This is a genomic window from Rhodococcus sp. W8901, assembly GCF_013348805.1.
Classification (GTDB): Bacteria; Actinomycetota; Actinomycetes; order Mycobacteriales; family Mycobacteriaceae; genus Prescottella.
In genome coordinates this window covers 2,322,690-2,341,021 of record NZ_CP054690.1, presented here as the reverse complement: position 1 = coordinate 2,341,021, position 18,332 = coordinate 2,322,690, and the positions used below count along the sequence as shown (strand labels likewise).

The 18,332-nt window shown below is 69.1% G+C and carries 19 protein-coding genes and 1 pseudogene; 5 read left to right on the top strand and 15 right to left on the bottom strand.

The genetic code is table 11. From position 1 onward, the window contains the following. Positions 1–8: 8 nt before the first annotated feature. The 10 genes from npt to rimP all read right to left on the bottom strand — a co-directional run bounded on the left by npt (position 9) and on the right by rimP (position 10,012). A complete protein-coding gene (gene npt / locus HUN07_RS11080; protein WP_114719746.1) occupies positions 9–683 on the bottom strand; it encodes a 4'-phosphopantetheinyl transferase Npt in 675 nt (224 codons plus the stop codon). A gap of 11 nt (positions 684–694) precedes the next feature. Beyond that, positions 695–1,618, bottom strand: coding sequence for a metallophosphoesterase family protein (locus HUN07_RS11075; protein WP_174909697.1), 924 nt, complete (start codon positions 1,616–1,618; stop codon positions 695–697). 4 nt (positions 1,619–1,622) lie between these two features. Next, complete coding sequence (locus HUN07_RS11070; RefSeq protein WP_174909695.1) at positions 1,623–2,990, bottom strand: MATE family efflux transporter; 1,368 nt, start codon at positions 2,988–2,990, stop codon at positions 1,623–1,625. A gap of 1 nt (position 2,991) precedes the next feature. Further along, positions 2,992–3,993 (bottom strand): DHH family phosphoesterase, encoded by a 1,002-nt coding sequence (locus HUN07_RS11065; protein ID WP_174909693.1) that lies wholly within the window; start codon positions 3,991–3,993, stop codon positions 2,992–2,994. A 12-nt stretch (positions 3,994–4,005) separates the two neighbouring features. Then, a complete protein-coding gene (gene rbfA, locus HUN07_RS11060) occupies positions 4,006–4,491 on the bottom strand; it encodes a 30S ribosome-binding factor RbfA (protein ID WP_174909691.1) in 486 nt (161 codons plus the stop codon). A 42-nt stretch (positions 4,492–4,533) separates the two neighbouring features. Then, entirely contained in the window at positions 4,534–4,824 is a 291-nt protein-coding gene (locus HUN07_RS11055; RefSeq protein WP_114719738.1) for a DUF503 domain-containing protein, read from the bottom strand. Positions 4,825–4,921: 97 nt separating this feature from the next. Then, positions 4,922–7,825 carry a translation initiation factor IF-2 gene (gene infB, locus HUN07_RS11050; RefSeq protein WP_114719736.1) on the bottom strand — a complete coding sequence of 968 codons (2,904 nt, stop codon included), beginning with the start codon at positions 7,823–7,825 and terminating at the stop codon, positions 4,922–4,924. Positions 7,826–8,028: 203 nt separating this feature from the next. Further along, complete coding sequence (locus HUN07_RS11045; protein ID WP_114719734.1) at positions 8,029–8,373, bottom strand: YlxR family protein; 345 nt, start codon at positions 8,371–8,373, stop codon at positions 8,029–8,031. 44 nt (positions 8,374–8,417) lie between these two features. After that, complete coding sequence (gene nusA, locus HUN07_RS11040; protein ID WP_114719732.1) at positions 8,418–9,449, bottom strand: transcription termination factor NusA; 1,032 nt, start codon at positions 9,447–9,449, stop codon at positions 8,418–8,420. Further along, complete coding sequence (rimP, locus tag HUN07_RS11035) at positions 9,446–10,012, bottom strand: ribosome maturation factor RimP (protein ID WP_174909689.1); 567 nt, start codon at positions 10,010–10,012, stop codon at positions 9,446–9,448. Before rimP ends, nusA begins: the two co-directional genes overlap by 4 nt. 257 nt (positions 10,013–10,269) lie before the next feature. Between rimP and HUN07_RS11030 the strand changes: the two genes are divergently transcribed. From HUN07_RS11030 to HUN07_RS11020, 3 genes are all read left to right on the top strand, one after another. Then, on the top strand, positions 10,270–10,767 hold the full coding sequence (locus tag HUN07_RS11030) for a hypothetical protein (protein ID WP_114719728.1): 498 nt from the start codon (positions 10,270–10,272) through the stop codon (positions 10,765–10,767). Then, positions 10,764–11,210: a ferritin-like domain-containing protein gene (locus HUN07_RS11025; RefSeq protein WP_174909687.1), complete on the top strand. Its 447-nt coding sequence runs from the start codon at positions 10,764–10,766 to the stop codon at positions 11,208–11,210. The genes HUN07_RS11030 and HUN07_RS11025 overlap by 4 nt, the downstream gene beginning before the upstream one ends. A 107-nt stretch (positions 11,211–11,317) precedes the next feature. Beyond that, complete coding sequence (locus HUN07_RS11020) at positions 11,318–11,806, top strand: nuclear transport factor 2 family protein (RefSeq protein WP_114719724.1); 489 nt, start codon at positions 11,318–11,320, stop codon at positions 11,804–11,806. Here the strand turns inward: HUN07_RS11020 and HUN07_RS11015 are convergent. After that, positions 11,740–13,254 carry an MFS transporter gene (locus tag HUN07_RS11015; RefSeq protein WP_174909686.1) on the bottom strand — a complete coding sequence of 505 codons (1,515 nt, stop codon included), beginning with the start codon at positions 13,252–13,254 and terminating at the stop codon, positions 11,740–11,742. The genes HUN07_RS11020 and HUN07_RS11015 overlap by 67 nt on opposite strands. 99 nt (positions 13,255–13,353) lie before the next feature. Between HUN07_RS11015 and HUN07_RS11010 the strand changes: the two genes are divergently transcribed. Then, entirely contained in the window at positions 13,354–13,965 is a 612-nt protein-coding gene (locus tag HUN07_RS11010) for a TetR/AcrR family transcriptional regulator (protein WP_114719720.1), read from the top strand. Positions 13,966–13,974: 9 nt separating this feature from the next. Here the strand turns inward: HUN07_RS11010 and HUN07_RS11005 are convergent. The 3 genes and pseudogenes from HUN07_RS11005 to HUN07_RS10995 form a co-directional block, all read right to left on the bottom strand. Next, positions 13,975–14,679 (bottom strand): annotated as a pseudogene (locus HUN07_RS11005) (sigma factor); the annotation flags it as partial. A gap of 8 nt (positions 14,680–14,687) precedes the next feature. After that, on the bottom strand, positions 14,688–15,095 hold the full coding sequence (locus tag HUN07_RS11000) for a YciI family protein (RefSeq protein WP_114719718.1): 408 nt from the start codon (positions 15,093–15,095) through the stop codon (positions 14,688–14,690). Positions 15,096–15,223: 128 nt separating this feature from the next. Continuing rightward, complete coding sequence (locus HUN07_RS10995; RefSeq protein ID WP_114720024.1) at positions 15,224–15,820, bottom strand: TetR family transcriptional regulator; 597 nt, start codon at positions 15,818–15,820, stop codon at positions 15,224–15,226. 490 nt (positions 15,821–16,310) lie between these two features. Between HUN07_RS10995 and HUN07_RS10990 the strand changes: the two genes are divergently transcribed. Continuing rightward, complete coding sequence (locus HUN07_RS10990) at positions 16,311–16,463, top strand: hypothetical protein (RefSeq protein WP_174909684.1); 153 nt, start codon at positions 16,311–16,313, stop codon at positions 16,461–16,463. Between the two features lie 77 nt (positions 16,464–16,540). Here HUN07_RS10990 and HUN07_RS10985 read toward each other — a convergent pair whose 3' ends face one another. Further along, positions 16,541–18,253 (bottom strand): alkaline phosphatase D family protein, encoded by a 1,713-nt coding sequence (locus HUN07_RS10985; RefSeq protein ID WP_174909682.1) that lies wholly within the window; start codon positions 18,251–18,253, stop codon positions 16,541–16,543. Positions 18,254–18,332 lie beyond the last annotated feature (79 nt).

Here is an 18,332-nt window from a genome sequence, read left to right as displayed (position 1 = left end):
GCTCCTACTCAGCTCACCGAGATGGCCGTGACGATCAGCCCGTCCGACACCAGCCAGCGGCCGTCGAAGCTGACCAGCGGCGCTGATCCGTCGGTCGTTCCGCCCGGCACCAGAAGCCTCGAATGGAAGGAACCCATCGCCCCACCGCCGGCGCTTTCGGTCCCGCCGGTGAACGTGATGTGTGCGTCCTCGAAACCGAGCCAGCGCCGCGTCAGTGGGAACCACGCCTTGTAGGTGGCCTCCTTGGCGCAGAACAGCAGCCGATCCCAGTGCACGACGGCCGGGTCGACGCCGGTGAGCCACTCGCGTTCCTCGGGCAGGCTCACGGCGTCAAGAACGCCGTCGGGCAGTGGCCCGTTCGGCTCGGCGTCGATGCCGACGCTGCGGACCTGCATCGCGTAGCCGAGGACCGCGGCGCGGTAGCCGTCGCAGTGCGTCAGGCTCCCCACGACGCCCCGCGGCCACACGGGAGAACCGTTGTCGCCCCGCAGAATCGGGGCCGGTTCCATCCCCAGGTCCGCCATAGCGAGCCGGGCGCAGTGGCGGGCGCCGATGAACTCGCGGCGGCGCTTCTCGACCGCCTTCGCGATCAGCGACTCCTCCTGCGGATGCGGCTGCAGGCCGGGCGGGTCCTCGAACAGCTCCGCCGAGGCGACACCGGTGGGCAGAATGCGCTCGATCAACCCAGTTCCTCTCAACGCTGCGCTCTCATCCGCTCGTACTCCGCTTCCTGCTCCGCGGTGATCCGAAAGTGTCCGCCGAACTTGTTCAGGGTGCCGGGCGCGTAGTCCGGCACCGGCAGGATCTGGCGCAGCAGCTTGTCGGGCAGGCCGCGGCGCTGCCACTCGCGCGGGTAACCGACGGACACCTCCTCGAACCGCACCCCGTCGTAGTACGTCGTGCGGGGAATGTGGAGGTGGCCGTACACACAGCACACGGCGTTGTAGCGGGTATGCCAGTCCTTGGTCGCCTCGGTGCCGCACCACAGCGCGAACTCCGGGTAGTACAGGACGGCGGTGGGCTCACGGACCAGCGGGAAGTGGTTGATCAGGACGGTCGGGACCGTCGGGTCCAGGGCGTCGAGTCGCCGCCGGGTCTCCTCGATCCGGGCCCGACACCAGGCGTCCCGGGTCGCGTAGGGCTCCGACGACAGCAAGAACTCGTCGGTGGCCACGACGTTCTTGTCCCGCGCGATGCGCAGGCCGTCGGCCTTGTCGATCGCCCCGGCCGGCAGGAACGAGTAGTCGTAAAGCAGGAACATCGGCACGATCGTGGCGGGACCGCCCTCGCCCTCCCACACCGGGTACGGATCCTCCGGCGTCAGCACGCCGATCTCGCGGCACATGTCGACGAGGTAGTCGTAGCGGGCTTTCCCGTGCATCTGCACCGGATCCTTGGCGGTGGTCCACAACTCGTGGTTGCCGGGCACCCAGATCACCTTCGCGAAACGACTCTTCAGCAACGTCAGTGCCCAGCGGATGTCGTCGGTCTTCTCCGAGACGTCGCCCGCGACGATCAGCCAGTCGTCGGGCGAGTCCGGGAAGATCTCCTCGGTGATCGGACGATTCCCCCGGTGTCCGACGTGTGTGTCGCTCACCGCCATCAACTTCCCTGCCACACCACTACCCTTTCGTCTCCCGGAACTGGAGATCGGAACCCCCGACGGCCCAGCGGCCCGACGCTGTGCGCCACAACACAGCGAACATCCGCAGCATGAGGAACACAGTAAGCCCCGTCCAGATTCCGGCCAGTCCCCAGTCCCAGGCCAGCGACGCCCAGATGAGCGGGAGGAATCCGACAAGTGCGCAGGCCAGCGTCGCGGTCCGCAGGAACGCGGCATCGCCCGCACCCAGCAACACGCCGTCGAGCGCGAACACCACGCCCGCGACCGGCGTGATGCCGACGAAGAACCACCACGCCACCGCCGCCTGGTCGAGCACGGCGGGATCCTCGGTGAACAGCGCCGGGATCACCGTGTGCCCGGCCGCGAACACCAGGGCCAGCACCATCGCGAACACCGCCGACCAACGCGTCAGACGCCACGCGAGCCGCTTCGCTCCGCGCACGTCGCTGCGGCCCAGTGCGGCCCCCACCAGGGTCTGCGCGGCGATCGCGAGCGAATCGAGCGTCAGCGACACCAGGTTCCACAGCTGCAGCACCACCTGGTGGGCGGCGACAGACGCGGCACCGAACCGCGACGCGACAGCCGCCGCCGACAGGAAGCACGCCTGGAAGGCCAGGCTCCGCAGGATCAGATCGCGGCCGAGGACCATCTGCGCCCGCATGATCCCGGCGCGCGGCCGCAGCGGCACACCAGAGCGCAGCAACGCCACCCCGAACAGCACCGCCGACGTCGCTTGACCCGCGACGTTCGCGATCGCCGACCCGACCAACTCGAGCCGGGGCGCCCCGGCCACGCCGTGCACCAGCAGCACACACAGCACCGCCGAGATCGCCTGCCCCACCAGTACGAACCGCAAGGGCCGCATGGTGTTCTGCACACCGCGCATCCAGCCGTTGCCGGCCATCGCGACCAGAATCAGGGGCGCCCCGAACACCGCGACACGCAGCCATTGCTCCGCCTCGGAGGCAATGTCGCCGGACCCCGCGATCAGCGACGTGATGGGCCCGGCCAGCAGTTGGACGACGGCGACGAGCGCCGCGCCGATGCCGAGGGCCAGCCACGTGGCCTGCACACCCTCCCCGACCGCGTCCCGTTCCCGGCCGGCGCCGTGCATGCGCGACGCCCGCGCGGTGGTCCCGTACGAGAGGAACGTGAGCTGGGTGCTGACCTGGGCGAGGACGAGCCCGCCGACGGCGAGGCCCGCGAGCGCGAGGGCACCGAGATGCCCGACGACGGCGATGTCGAGCAGGAGGTAGAGCGGCTCCGCGGCGAGAACGCCGAGCGCGGGCAGCGCGAGCCCGAGGATCCGGCGGGCCCCGACGTCGCCCTCGGCGATCTCGGTGGTGCGGTCTGTCGTGCCGGTCAAGTCAGCCGAGGGTTTCCTGCAACGCGGCGACGACCGATTCGCTGGTGCCCGTCGCGGTGTAGCCGGCCGCGAACCGGTGCCCGCCGCCCCCGAGCCGTTCCGCGACCGCAGAGACGTCCACCGACTCCTTCGAGCGCAGCGACACCGACCACACGTCCGGCGCGGACTCCTTGAACACCGCCGCGACCTCCGCCTCGGAGGTGGTGCGCACGATGTCGATGACGCTCTCGACTTCCTCGGACCCGAGTCCGGCGGAGTCGGCGCAGCGGATCACCGCGTGCACCAGTCCGCGGCCGTCCGCGGCGTCCGGCACCAGGGCCGCCGACGACAGCACGGAGCCGAGCATCGGCAGCCAGCCGAACGGGTGGGTGTCGAGCAGTCGGCGCGCAATGGCGGCGCCGTCGATGCCGGTGCCGAGCAGTCGCTCGGCGAGGGTGTGTGTGCCCGGCTGCACCCAGCGGAAGCATCCGCTGTCGGTCACGAGTCCGGCGTACAGGCAGTGCGCGAGGTCGGCGTCGATCTCCACACCCCACAGGTCGAATATTTCCGCCAGCACGGCCGTGGTCGCCTCGGCGGACTCGTCGACCAGGTTGAACATCCCGAAACGGGTGTTGGACCGGTGATGGTCGATCACCAGCGACCGCCGCGCCCCGCCCAGACGGGACGCCAGCTTGCCGAGCCGTCCCGTGCTGCCGCAGTCGACGGTGACGAGTAGATCGACGTCCTCGTCGACGTCGTCCGCCGGAACCAGCAGGTGCGTGCCGGGCAGACCCGACATCGACACCGGCAGGTCAGCGGGCGCCGCGAACGACACCTGGACCGGAATTCCCTTGCGCTCGAAGACCATTCCGAGAGCAAGACCGCTACCGATCGTGTCGGCATCGGGTTGGAGGTGGCAGAGGATCGTCACCGACGTCGCACCCGCCAGCACCTCGACCGCATCCTGCGCATGCAGGTTCTGCGGGCCGAGGGCCGGGGGCGAGGTTTCCGAGCAGTGGGTCATGGGCGCCGCGGGTCAGTTGTCCTCGGACGAGGACACGTCCCCGCCGGCAGACTCGTCGCCGTCGGCCGCGCGCGACTCCTTGTAGGGGTCGGCGTCGCCCGCCGGCTGCGCGTTCTCCCGGGCACGTGCCACGGCATCGTCCGCGGCGCGCGCACGAGCGAGCAGCTCTTCCATGTGCCGAGCGGTGTCCGGCACGGTGTCCGCGACGAACGTCAGGGTCGGCGTGAACCGCACCCCGGTCCCGGCGCCCACCTTGGAGCGGAGCACACCCTTGGCCTTCTCGAGACCGGCGGCGGCACCCGCGACGTCGGGTTCGGACTCGAGGTCCGCCCCCATCACCGTGTAGTACACGGTGGCGTCGTGCAGATCGGCCGTGACCTTCGCGTCGGTGATGGTCACGAAGGCCAGACGCGGGTCCTTGATCTCGTGGTCGATCGCCGTCGCGACGATCGTGCTGATTCGCTTAGCGAGCCTGCGTGCGCGTGCAGGATCTGCCATGGCAATCAGTCTCCTCTCTGGGATATCTCCGCCGTCAGCCCGTTAATCCTCGGGGCCGAAAATTCTTCGTCGAACTGCCAGCAACTGCAGTTCCGGTCGTCCAGCGACGTGCCGCTCGCACTGATCCAGCACCTCGTGGACATGATCGACCCCCGAACTGGCCACCGCGACACCGAGCAGGGCCCGCCTGTAGCGGTCCTGCTCGCCGGTCTCGGCAGCTGACACCCCATATCGGCGCAATTCGGTCAGAACCGGTCGGACCAGCGACCGCTTCTCCTTCAATGACCGCACATCGCCGAACAGGATGTCCATCTCGAGCGCACCGAGATACACCAGTCCTCCCTCCGGTGTGAGATGTCGACTACCGGCACAGCCGGAGTGTCCCTCCCCGGTGACACCAGGCCACCGGGGAGGGACACGTGCGGTGCGACTAGTCCCGCGGCTTCTCGCGAAGCTCGTAGGCCTCGATCACGTCGCCGACCTTGATGTCGGAGTACGTGACGGTCAGACCGCACTCGTAGCCCTCGCGGACCTCGGTCGCGTCGTCCTTCTCCCGCTTGAGCGACGAGATCGTCATCGTCTCGGCGATCACCGCGTTGTCACGGATCAGGCGTGCCTTCGCGTTGCGGCGCACGATGCCCGAGGTGACGAGGCAGCCGGCGATGTTGCCGATCTTCGAGGAGCGGAACATGGCACGGATCTCGGCCTTGCCCAGCGACACCTCCTCGTAGACCGGCTTGAGCATGCCCTTGAGGGCCTTCTCAACCTCGTCGATGGCCTGGTAGATCACCGAGTAGTACCGGATGTCGACGCCCTCGCGGTTCGCCAGCTCCGTCGCCTTGCCTTCGGCACGGACGTTGAAGCCGATGATGATCGCGTTGGACGCGGACGCCAGGTTGACGTTGGTCTCGGTGATGCCACCGACACCGCGGTCGATCACGCGCAGCTGCACCTCGTCGTCGATCTCGATCCCCATGAGGGCCTCTTCCAGCGCCTCGACGGTGCCGGAGTTGTCGCCCTTGAGGATGAGGTTGAGCTCGTTGTGCTCCTTGAGCGCGGCATCCAGATCTTCCAGGCTGATGCGCTTGCGGCTGCGGGCAGCGAGCGCATTGCGCTTGCGTGCATTACGCCGGTCCGCGATCTGGCGGGCGATCCGGTCCTCGTCGACCACGAGCAGGTTGTCGCCTGCGCCGGGGACCGACGTGAAGCCGACGACCTGGACGGGACGCGAAGGCAGTGCCTCCTCGACGTCGTCTCCGTGCTCGTCGATCATGCGACGGACGCGGCCGTAGGCGTCGCCCGCGACGATCGAGTCGCCGACCCGCAGGGTGCCGCGCTGGATGAGCACGGTCGCCACGGGACCACGGCCACGGTCGAGGTGCGCCTCGATCGCGACACCCTGGGCATCCATGTCCGGGTTGGCGCGCAGATCCAGGGAGGCATCCGCGGTCAGCAGCACCGCTTCCAGGAGGGCATCGATGTTGGTGCCCTGCTTGGCCGAGATGTCGACGAACATGGTGTCGCCGCCGTACTCCTCGGTGACGAGGCCGTACTCGGTGAGCTGCTGGCGGATCTTGTCCGGGTTCGCCCCCTCCTTGTCGATCTTGTTCACCGCGACCACGATCGGCACGTCGGCCGCCTGGGCGTGGTTGATCGCTTCCACCGTCTGCGGCATGACGCCGTCGTCGGCTGCGACCACGAGAATCGCAAGGTCGGTGGCCTTGGCACCACGCGCACGCATGGCCGTGAAGGCCTCGTGACCCGGGGTGTCGATGAAGGTCACCAGACGCTCGTTGCCGTCCAGTTCGGTCAGCACCTGGTAGGCGCCGATGTGCTGGGTGATGCCACCGGCCTCGCCCTCGCGGACGTTGGCCTTGCGGATCGTGTCGAGCAGGCGGGTCTTGCCGTGGTCGACGTGACCCATGACGGTGACCACCGGCGGACGCGACTCGAGGTCGTCCTCGTTACCGGCATCCTCGCCGTAGGTGAGGTCGAACGACTCGAGCAGCTCGCGGTCCTCGTCCTCCGGGCTCACGACCTGGACGACGTAGTTCATCTCGCCGCCGAGCAGCTCGAGGGTCTCGTCGTTCACCGACTGAGTGGCCGTGACCATCTCGCCGAGGTTGAACAGCGCCTGGACCAGTGCCGACGGGTTCGCGTCGATCTTCTCCGCGAAGTCGGAGAGGGATGCGCCGCGAGCGAGACGGATGGTCTCACCGTTGCCACGGGGCAACCGCACGCCGCCGACGGCGGGCGCCTGCATGGAATCGTATTCCTGACGCTTCTGCCGCTTCGACTTACGACCGCGACGCGGAGCGCCACCGGGGCGACCGAAGGCGCCCGCGGCACCGCCGCGACCACCCGGACGTCCGCCGCCGCCACCGGGGCGACCGCGGAATCCACCGGGAGCGCCGGCACCTGCACCGGCACCGGGAGCACCGGCACCGGGAGCGCCGCCACCGCGGTAGCCACCGCCACCACCACCCGGACGACCGCCGGGAGCGCCGGGACGGCCGCCGCCGGGACGACCCGCACCGGGTGCGGGACGCGACGAGCGGGCCGGCATCGCACCGGGGCTCGGACGGGGAGGCATGGATCCGGGGCTGGGACGGGGGCCGCCCTGGCCGGGAGCCGGACGCGGGCCACCGGGACCTGCGGCCGGGCGCGGAGCGCCGGGAGCACCCGGACGCGGGGCACCGCCCTGCGGACCCGGACGCGGAGCACCCGGACGCGGGGCACCGGGTGCCGGGCGCGGAGCCGGACGGTCGGCGGGAGCCGAGGAGTACGGGTTGTTACCGACGCGCGGCGGCTTGGGGCCGGGGCGCGGACCACCGGGCTTGGGGCCCGGAGCGGTCGGGGCTGCTGGAGCCGGAGCGGCCGAGGCCGCCGGAGCTGCCGGAGCAGCGGGCGCGGCCGGAGCAGCGGGTGCCTGCGGGGCAGGCTTCGGCGCCGGCGTGGGTGCCGGGCCGGGGCGCGGACCGGGCACCTTGGCGGCCGGAGCGCTGGGAGCGGCCGGAGCCGCCGGGGTTTCTGCCGCCGGGGCCGCGGGAGCGGCCGGAGCGGGCTTGGGGCCGGGGCGCGGGGCACCGGGCTTGGGCGCGACCGCACCGGGCTTGGCGGACGGACGCGGAGCACTGTCCGAGCCTTCCGTCTTGCCTTCGGTCTGCGACTTCGCGGACGGGAACGACTCCCGCAGACGACGCGCGACGGGCGCCTCCACCGTGGAGGACGCCGACTTCACGAACTCGCCCTGCTCCTTGAGCCGTGCGAGTAGTTCCTTACTTGTGACACCGAGTTCTTTCGCCAACTCGTGCACGCGGGCCTTGCCTGCCACTGCTCTCCTCTACTGAGAGGTCGAGCGAGCGACTTGCCCGCACGACCTCGGTTATCTCCGATGGACGTTCATCGCTGGTGCTTCACGGTGTGCTCATGAGTGCTTGTGCCTGTTCTCTGAGGTACTGCTCGACATTCCCGAGTGTTGTGCAACCCGAGAGGTCCCGAGTGGTACTACGTCCTGCGTGATCACTGTGCCTGTTTTCACAGGTTCGAATGACCCGCCTTCGATGTCTCGAACATCCCGCCCGGCTCGGTCAGCCGGTCGAGTTCCGAGGAATCCAGACTTCCGGACACCCGTAGTGCTCTGCCGAATGCTCGGCGCCGACCCGCCTCAGCCAGGCACTTCGGGTCGAGGTGCAACCACGCACCGCGCCCTGGGAGCCTTCGCTTCGGATCGGGGGTGAGGACGAATCCACCGGACTCGGCCTCCCGCGCCACGACCCTGAGCAGGTCGGCGGCCAGCCCTTTCTGCCTGCATCCAACGCACGTCCGCACCGGTTCACCGGCTTGGACACGCGTAGACACCGACAGTTCACGCTGAACCATCGACCACTCTACCGCTGTATTGGCGTGAACTCCGCATTCTGTTTCTAAGCACCCGTCGTTTCGCGACCGACCTGTGACTCGGGGCCCGGGGCGGCGTCACTGCGGATGTCGATACGCCACCCGGTCAACCGTGCAGCGAGACGCGCATTTTGCCCCTCCTTGCCGATGGCCAGCGACAGCTGGAAATCGGGGACGACGACCCGCGCAGCCCGCGCATCGGGATCCACCACAGTGACGGACACCACTTTCGACGGCGACAGCGCGTTGCCGACGAACTTCGCCGGATCCTCGTCGTAGTCGATGATGTCGATCTTCTCACCGGCGAGTTCGCTCATGACGTTTCGCACGCGCTGACCCATCGGGCCGATGCACGCGCCCTTCGCGTTCAGCCCCTGCACGCGGGAGTGAACCGCGATCTTGGACCGGTGGCCGGCTTCGCGCGCGACCGCGATGATCTCGACCGAGCCGTCGGCGATCTCGGGAACCTCGAGGGCGAACAACTTGCGGACCAGATTCGGGTGGGTCCGCGACAGCGTGATCTGCGGCCCACGCTGACCCCGGGAGACCCCGACGACGTAGCACTTGATCCGGTCGCCGTGCTCGTAGGTCTCCCCCGGCACCTGCTCGGCCGGCGGGATCAGACCCTCGGCCCCGTTGGCCTCGCTACCGATCCGCACGACGACCATGCCGCGCGCGTTAGCGCGGGTGTCGCGCTGGATCACGCCGCCGACGATCTCACCTTCGTGGGTGGCGTACTCGCCGAAGCTGCGCTCGTGCTCGGCGTCACGCAGGCGCTGGAGGATGACCTGACGAGCCGTGGTCGCGGCGATACGCCCGAAGCCCTCCGGGGTGTCGTCCCACTCCTCGCCGACACGATTGCCGTCCGCATCGACCTCGTGCGCCATGACTCGCACGATGCCGGTCTTGGTATCGACGTCGATACGCGCGTGGGGCTGGTGTCCCTCGGTGTGTCGGTACGCGGTGATCAGAGCCGTCTCGATCGCCGCGATGATCGTGCCCGCGGAGATTCCCTTGTCCGTCTCGATTGCCCGCAGCGCGGCGATATCGATATTCACTTGTCCGACCCTTCTACTTCTTCGTTCGACGCATCCGCGTCCGCAGGTGCGACACGACCCTCCGGGATTCCACCCGCAAGCTCGATCTCCCTCGCATCGGGTCGCGAGAATTCCACCTGCACAACAGCTTTCCTGACATCTTCCAGTTCCACACGACGCACCGTCGGGCCACCCTTGGCCTTGACGACGACATCGACACCACCGTCGGCGAGCTGGCCGATCCGGCCGGTCACGGACTCGGATTCGAGTTCGATCAACGCCTTGCGCCCCTGGGCGCGCCGCCAGTGGCGCTCCTCGGTGAGCGGCCGGTCGATACCCGGCGACGTCACCTCGAGCGTGTACGGGGACTCACCGAAATCCGAGGCGGCGTCGAACACGTCGGAGATGACGTGGCTGAGCCGGGCGACCGCGTCGAGTTCGAGCCCGGCGTCACTGTCGACCATGACGCGGACCGAGCTGTGCCGGCCCGCGAGTGTGATCGTCACATCCTCGAGGTCGTAGCCCTCACGCTCGACAGGTTCGGCGAGAAGCTCGATAACCCTCTCCCTCGACGGCACCGGCATCTGGGACGCTCCTCGCTTCAGTTGTGGTCATCACTGACGTGTGGTGGTCTCACCCTGCGCCGATCGACTTCGTCGTCGCAGGACGGTACGCACCACGAGGTGGACTGTGGAGCATTCAGGGTATCGCGCTTCCGGGGCGTTCGTGACCATGCGGTCCGACGCGACCGGCCGACCATCCGGTCCGATGTGACGGCCCGGCACTTCGCCGCGACCTGCGCGGTGCCGACTATCCGACCGATTCCTGGCACCATGATCGAGTGCGAACGCCCTTTCTCACTCACCCGCTCTCCCGACGCGCCGCGCTGCGCGTCGTGGGCAGCGCCGCGCTCGGGACGACAGCGCTCACATTGACGACGGGTTGCTCGGATTCGGGGCAGGCCGACACCCCGGCCGAAATCGATGCCCTCACCGCCCAGGCCGAACTCGCGCGCCGGGATGCCGCGAACGCGACGACGGCGATTGCGACGTACCCCGATCGGGCCGGGGCGCTCGGCGTGGTGGCTGCCGAGCGGACCGCGCATGCCGACGCGCTGGACGCGGAGATCGCACGCGCCGCCGGTTCCGCGTCGTCCGACACGACGACACCCTCCCCGCAGGTGCCGGCACCACCGACACTCGAGCAGCTGCGCGCCGAAATCGCGGACGCGCAACGCGAGGCTGCCCGGCTGGCACGCACCCAGTCCGGCTACCGCGCCGGGCTACTGGGTTCGATCAGCGCGGCCTGCGCCGCGCAGCAGGCGGTGTTGCTGCCGTGAGCAAGCAGAGCCCCGGACCCGAACAGCAGGCGCTCATCGATGCGCTGCAGGCCGAGTACGCCGCCGTCTTCGCCTACGGGCTGGTCGCGGCCTTCTCCAATCCCACCCGCTCCGACCTGGTCTCGGCGAACACCGCGGCGCACCGGGCGCGCCGCGACGCGACGATCGACGCGCTGACGGCAGCCGACGTCGAGGCCCCCCAACCGCAGCCCGCGTACTCCGTGCCGTTCCCGGTGAGCGATCCGACCTCCGCCGCCCAGCTGGCCGCGCAGGTCGAAGCCGATACCGCGGTGGCATGGCGGTCGGTGATCGAACGCAGCCAGTCCGAGCACACCCGCGAGGTGGGCGTCACCGCCCTCACCGAAGCCGCTGTGCGAGCAGCGAACTGGCGCGCGATCCTCGGGGTCGTTCCCCCCACCACCGCCTTCCCGGGACAGCCCTGACCCTGCCGAGGCAGCGCCCACTCACCCACTGAGCGGGAAAGTCGTCCGCGAATCGCGTTGCAGGACCTAGGTTCTTCGACATCAGTTCGCGATCGAGAGGAACCCCCGTGACGGAACGCACCATCGAACAACGCCTCGACGACCTGGAGCGGATCGAGGCGATCAAGGCGCTCAAGCACCGGTACCTCCGGGCGTGCGACGCGAAGGACGCCGACACCTTCCGCGCGTGCTTCATCGATCGCGGTGCCGTGATCGACTACGGACCGCTCGGCAAGTTCGACGACGCCGACCCGATCGCCGAGGTGTTCCGCACCATCGCACTGCAGAAGGTGGACGGCAAGAACGTCATCCTCGACATGCACCACGCGTTCCATCCGGACATCACGCTGCACGGCGAAGACCTGGCGTCGGGCAAGTGGACGCTCGCCTTCCGCCAGGTCAATCTCATCGACAACACCGAGACCGTTCGCTCCATCGAGTACGTCGACGAGTATGTGATCGAGAACGGTGAGTGGAAGATGTCGAAGTGTCAGTCGATCACGCTGTGGTCGATGACGCGTCCGCTCGGTGAGGGCGCGGTCGTCACCGCGGGCTGATCGCCTTCGGTGTCGCCGGCGGCGGGGGTGCCTCCGGGCATCAACGCCGCCGCGATCACCGCGATCACCACGAACCCCGCCCCGACGTACAGTGCGGGGGCGAGCGCGTCGGTGTATCCGGTCGGCGTGAGGCTGCCGCCCGCGCCGAGGAAGACGGCCGTGAGGAGCGCGATACCGAGCGCGACGCCGATCTCGCGCAGCGTGGCGTTGATCGAACTCGCCGCGCCCTGGTCGGACTCCTTCATGTCGGCGAGGACCGCGGTCGCGTTCGGCGCGAACGTCAGTCCCATACCGACACCGGCCATCACGAAGGCCGGAACCAGGCTCGAGTAGGCCACACCGGGTTCGATGAGTTGCGCCATCCACACCAGCGACAGCCCCTGCAGCACCAGTCCGGTCACGAGCAGCGCCCGCAGTCCGAGGCGGGGCGCCAGCAGGCCGGCGATGGGTGCGACGATCATCGGCGCCGCCGTCCAGGGCAGCGTCCGCAGGCCCGCCGCGAACGGGCTGTATCCGGCGACGATCTGCAGGTACTGCGACAGCAGGAACACCGCGCCCATCATTCCCAGCGTGAACGTCAACGCGATGACGTTCGCGATCGAGAACTGGCGCGACCGGAACAGTCGCAGCGGCATCACCGGGAACTCGGTACGCGATTCCCGGATCAGGAACAGCACCAGCAGGACCGCGGCCGCGATCAGTGCGCCGAGGACCGAGGCGCTGGTCCAGCCGTCGTCGTTGCCGTGCACGATTCCCCACACCGCGAGGAACACGGCACCACCTGCGAAGACCACGCCGAGCGGGTCCAGCGGCTGCCGGTGTCCGTGCGATTCGGCGAGCGCGTACAGCGCGAGCGGCACCGCGACCAGCGCGACCGGAACGTTGATCCAGAACACCGCCTGCCACGACACCCCCTCGACGACGGCTCCGCCGACGACCGGACCGAGCGCGACTCCGAGTCCGGACACCCCACCCCAGACGCCGATCGCGAGCGCCCGCTTCGCGAGCGGGACCGCCCCCGCGAGCAGGGTGAGCGACAGCGGCATGATGGCCGCGGCGCCGACACCCTGGAACGCGCGGGCCGCGATCAGCATCCCGGGCGTGGTCGACAGCGCGGACGCGATCGAGGCTACGGCGAAAAGTGCTATGCCCCAGAGGAACACGCGCCTGCGCCCGAGCCGGTCACCGAGTGTCGAGAGCGGCAGCATCAGCGTCGCGAACGCGAGCGTGTAGGCGTTCATGAACCACTGCAACTGCCCCACCGAGGCATCGAGATCGTCGCGGATGACGGGCAGCGCACTGGTCATCACGAGGTTGTCGAGCGTGGCCATGAACATCGGGATCGACGCCGCGACGATCGCCAGCCAGACGGGCACGGCGCGACCAGGAGGTGATCCGGTGGACGCGTCGGCAAAGTGCGGATCGAGTTGATCGGAGATGGTCGTCATGTCGGCTCCTGAGGCCTGGAGGACGGAAACTCTTGTTGTAAGCATCAGATGATTACTTACGCCGCCCGACGTTAGTAATCGAGTGATAACCTGTCAAGTATGTCGACGGCAGAGAAGTCGGGAAAACAGACGCGGATGAGCGCCGAGGCCCGCCGCGAACTCGTCCTCGCAGCGGCCACCACGGCGTTCGCGCGTGGCGGCTTCCACGGAACCAGCACCGACGCCGTCGCCCGGGAGGCCGGGGTCTCGCAGCCCTACGTGGTGCGCATGTTCGGCAGCAAGGCGAACCTCTTCCGCGAGGTGTTCGCCCACGCGATCGGCCGGATCATGGATGCGTTCGAACCCGCGCTCGACCAGGTCGCCGAGGATCCCGACGACGAGGAACGGTGGGCACAGATGGGTGCCGCGTACGCCGAACTACTCGCCGACCGAGACCTGCTGCTGGTGATGATGCACGGCTTCGCGGCCGGATCGACACCGGAGATCGGCGCGCAGGCCCGGGACTGGATGTCGAAGATCTACACCCAGATCCGTACCCGCACCGGGTGCACCCCCGAGCAGGCCCGAACCTTCATCGCCAACGGCATGCTGCTCAACACGCTGCTCGCGATGGAGGCGCCCCAGCACGCCGAGAACGACCCCGCGCTGGCGGAACTGTCGGTCTGCGCCTTCGGGAACAGCCTCGACGCCGCCGCCGGGGCCGCGGGCTGACCGGGGCGGTGCCTGCCGCGCCGCCTCGGCGTACAGCCGTGCCGCCGTCGGCAGGTCGCCGTCGCGTTCGTGGAGGTACGCCGCCACCGCGGTGTGGCGGGGCAGTGAATCGTCCAGCGCTGCGAGCGCCGCCAGGCCGGCGCGCGGTCCGTCGGCCTCGCCCACGGCCACCGCGCGGTTGAGCCGGACGACCGGGCTGCCGGTCAGGCGCTCGAGCTCGTCGTACCACTCGACGATCTGCACCCAGTCGGTCTCCTCGGCAGCGGGCGCGTCGGCGTGGAGTGCCGCGATGGCGGCCTGGGCCTGGAACTCGCCCAGCCGGTCGCGGGCCAGGGCCGCCTGCAGGATCTCGATGCCCGACGGCGCGCAGCGTGAGCGCGACCGCAGACGACCGCGTCAGCAACGGGTGGGCGCACAGGAAGTACAACTGGAGCGTGTCGTCCACCCCTGCGCGGGCCCGCGCTCGGGCTCCTCCTCGAACAACTCCTCACGCCGACGGCGCGCCGCGTCCGCCCGGGTCGCATCGAGGTACCGGCGCCAGGCCACGGTGACCAACCAGCCCTTCGGGTCCTGCGGCGGGTCGGCCGGCCAGACGCGAACGGCCTCGACCAGCGCGTCCTGCACGGCGTCCTCGCCTGCCGCGAAGTCGGCTCCGCGGCGGACGAGGATCGCGAGGACGCTCGGTGTGAGGCTCCGGACCAGGACCTCGTTCACCTCGGCGGTCATTCCGTGATGGTGGGCGGCTCGGTCAGGAACGGGCGCACCTCGAGCCACTCGTGGATGGGCTTTCCGCCTGCACCGGGCGCGGCCGACAGCTCCCCGGCCAGTTCGAGGGCCCGCTCGCGGCTGTCGACGTCGATCACCATCCAGCCGGCGATCAGATCCTTGGTCTCGGCGAACGGACCGTCGGTGACCGGCGGGCGACCCTCGCCGTCGTACCGGACCCACATTCCCTCGGGGGCGAGCGCCTGACCGTCGACGAACTCACCGGTCCCTTCGATCCGAGCCGCGAAGTCCTGCATGAACTGGATGTGGGCCGAGACCTCCTCGGGCGTCCACTGGTCCATGGGCACGTCGTTGACCGCAGCCGGGGCGCCACGGTAGTGCTTGAGCAGCAAGTACTTGGCCATCGTGTTTCTCCTCGGTACCGGTGCGATCCATTCTGGTCGCACTCACTACTGGGACGAAGCCAGTCACCGATTCTCGACATCGTCGTCCGCCACTTCACCGATTACCGGATCGGGACGCTGCTCGCCGCTCAGGAATAGTCGGCGAGGACCAGCCGACTCACGTCCTGGACGTTGCGCAGGGCCTCGGGAAACCCGATGCGGCCGGTGGTCCACAGGACCAGCGAATTGAGCATCGTGCTGCCGATCGACAGCGACGCCAGCCGGGCCCGTTCGGCGGGAACGCCGTCCATCAACTCGAACAGCCCCGTTCTGTTCACGGCCGATCGCTCGTCGAGCGTGTCGCGAACGTACGGGTCGTCCGAGGTCTGCAGTTCCACCTCCAGGCGCGCGAAGTTCGGTCCGCGCTGGAACGCCTTCATCTGGCGGCTGTAGAGGTCGACCACCCGGTCGAGGACCGAACCCTGTGCGCGACTGCGACTCCCCGAGGCCTTCTCCTCGGCCAGACGCTCGGCGAGAATGTCGTTCCACGCGACCATCGAGGCCGCGAGCAGGTGTTGCTTCGCCGGGAAGTACCGGTACAGCGTGCCGAGAGCCACCCCCGACCGTTCGGAGACCTCTCGCATCTGGATCCTGTCCGGGCTCGTCTCGGCCAGCATGGCGATCACGGTGTCGAGCAGGTGCCGCCGACGCTCGCGCTGTGAATCGGTCATGTCGTCGGGGCTCATCGGCACGGCAACGGAATCGCTCACGGGTGCAGCCTAGTCACCGTCACCACCCGGCCGGCTGCTCCGTTGCGGTAACCCGGTCACCGCGGCTCCCTCGGCAATCCGAGGGTCTGCTCGGCGATGACGTCGAGTGGATCCGGAGCACGCCGGCCGGATCGAATGGAGCGACGCAACCGCCACACTGCCAGCCCAGTTGAACGGCCATGTGCGGATGATCGACACGGGCACCGACCGACGTCGACGCTCGCCCCACCGACCGGCGCGCGACCGCTACCAGATCACCTCCACGTGCGACGGTCGAATGCCCGAATCAGGGGCCCCGAGTAGGGGATTCCGTAGGTGAACGGGGAGGCAGGACGATTCCCCTAGCAGTCCCCTAATCGCCCCCTAACCTGCCGCCGATCCCCCACGTCGGCGGCCCCGTGCACGGTCCACTGGCTCCTGACACCAACCGGTGTCGACCTGGATCGAGTGACCCACAGGAGCGAATATGTCCATCTCCGCGATCTTCTCGGCCCTGCTGTCCGCGATGTTCGGAGGCAATATCGGATTCGGTTCGGACGGCGGTTCGGCCGGCTCCGAGGCAGGAGCTGCCGGTGGCGGCGCCGGTGGCGCCGGTGGCGGGTTCAACTTCGGTTCCTGACGCACGACCCGCTGGAGGCCCCACCGACACGGTGGGGCCTCCAGATGGTTGTGTCACGGCCCGATCCCGGCCGACCGTCAGTCCGACTCGAGCACCGCCTGCCCGGCGGGGGTGCGGAACGATTTCGACGTCACCACATCGGCGTTCGGGTTCAGCTTGTCTACCGTGCGGAAGCTGAAACGCGCCTCGCCGGCGTCGACGTCGAGCAGTCCGTAGCCGTGGCTGACCATGTCGGCGTGCTTGATGTGTGGGTTGTGGTCGCGCCGGTTGATCTCCTCGGCCCGTGCCGCGCCGACCGGGTCGCCACTGCTGCCGCCGACGGTGTACCCGCCGTCCCCGGTGTTCGTGGACGTGACGGACGGGACCACGAACTCGACGCCCGCCCGCGCAGTGCCGGGCGCGTTCACCTGCTCACCGCTCGACGTGCCCGGGGCGAATCCGGTGTCCCACAACTCCCCCGCCCACCCGTCGTGGTCGTCTCCCGTGACGAGGACCATGTTCTCGACCGACTGGGCCGCGGTGGACAGGATCTCGGCCCGCTCGGCGCCGTAGCCGTCCCAGGTGTCCATGTAGGCCCGGGTGCCGTTGTCCGCCACCACCATGCCCATCATCATGTTCGCGTTCGCGACCACCTTCCAGGTCGCGTCCGACCCGGTCATGCCGTCGAGCAGCCACCGCTTCTGCGGCGCGCCCAGCATCGTGCGGCCCGGTGCATCGGCGTCCGCGCACACGATGTGATCGAGCGAATCGCCGCACGCCTGACGGTCTCGGTACTGCCGGGTATCCGGTGCGAACAACTCCACCGTCCGCCCCACCCGCAGCGACCGGTAGGTGCGCAACGGGTCGTCCGCGAACCGTGGCACCGGCATGTGCTCGAACCACGCCTGCCACGCCCACTGCTTCTTCTGCTGGAACCCGATCGCGCCGTCGATCGGTGAGATCACCGGGAAGGTCCATCCGTCCTTGCTGTAGTTGTTGCGGAACTCGTGGTCGTCCCAGATCGGCAGGAACGCGTGCCGGCTGTGCATCAGCCGCAGGTCGGCGTCCGAGCGGTACCTGCGGTACTTGTCCCGAATGCTGTCGAGCCCCTGTGGGAACGCATTGAGATCGAACCCACGGACCCCGGGCATGGTGAACTCGTAAACGTAGTCGCCGAGGCACACCACGAAGTCCAGGTCCTCCTCGGCGAGGTGGCGGTGGGCCGCGTAGTAGCCCTCCTCGAATCCCTGGCAGGTGAACCAACCGATGCGGACCGGTTCGTTGGAGTCGGCGGGCCGCAACGTCCGGAATCGGCCGACCGGGGACTCTCCCCCGTCGCCGCGGAACTGGTAGTAGTAGGTCTCGCCGGGGGCGAGCCCGGTCGCATCGAAATGCACTGTGCCGTCAGCATCCTCGCGCACCTGGACCCGCTCGGCCAGGACCGGCGCGGACAGGTCCTCCCGGGTGGACACGATCACCGCCAGTTCGCCGCCCGCGGCGCCGGCGCTGCCGAGCGCGCCGGAACCGAGGCTGCCGGGGCCGAGACTGCCGCCGGCGCTGGCGGAACCGAGGCTGCCGCCCCCACCCGGCGCACCGATCCGCGTCCACAGCGTCGCACCGTCGGTGCGCGGCACACCGGCCATGATTCCGTTCCCGAACTCCGGATTCCGAATCAATCCGGCCCCCGAGTCGGGGGCCTGGCGCAGGACCGGCGTCGCCTGTGCGGCGACGGGGAACACCGCCGCGGCGCCGACCACCGACAACCCCGTGAGGAAACTACGACGGGAGACGTTCCGGTCCGGAAAGCTCATGGGCCACCTCGGGGTTCGCGTGGAAGGATGGCGCTGACCATAACGTCGCTCGTTTCCCTGCGTGTGGGTTTTGCGTAAC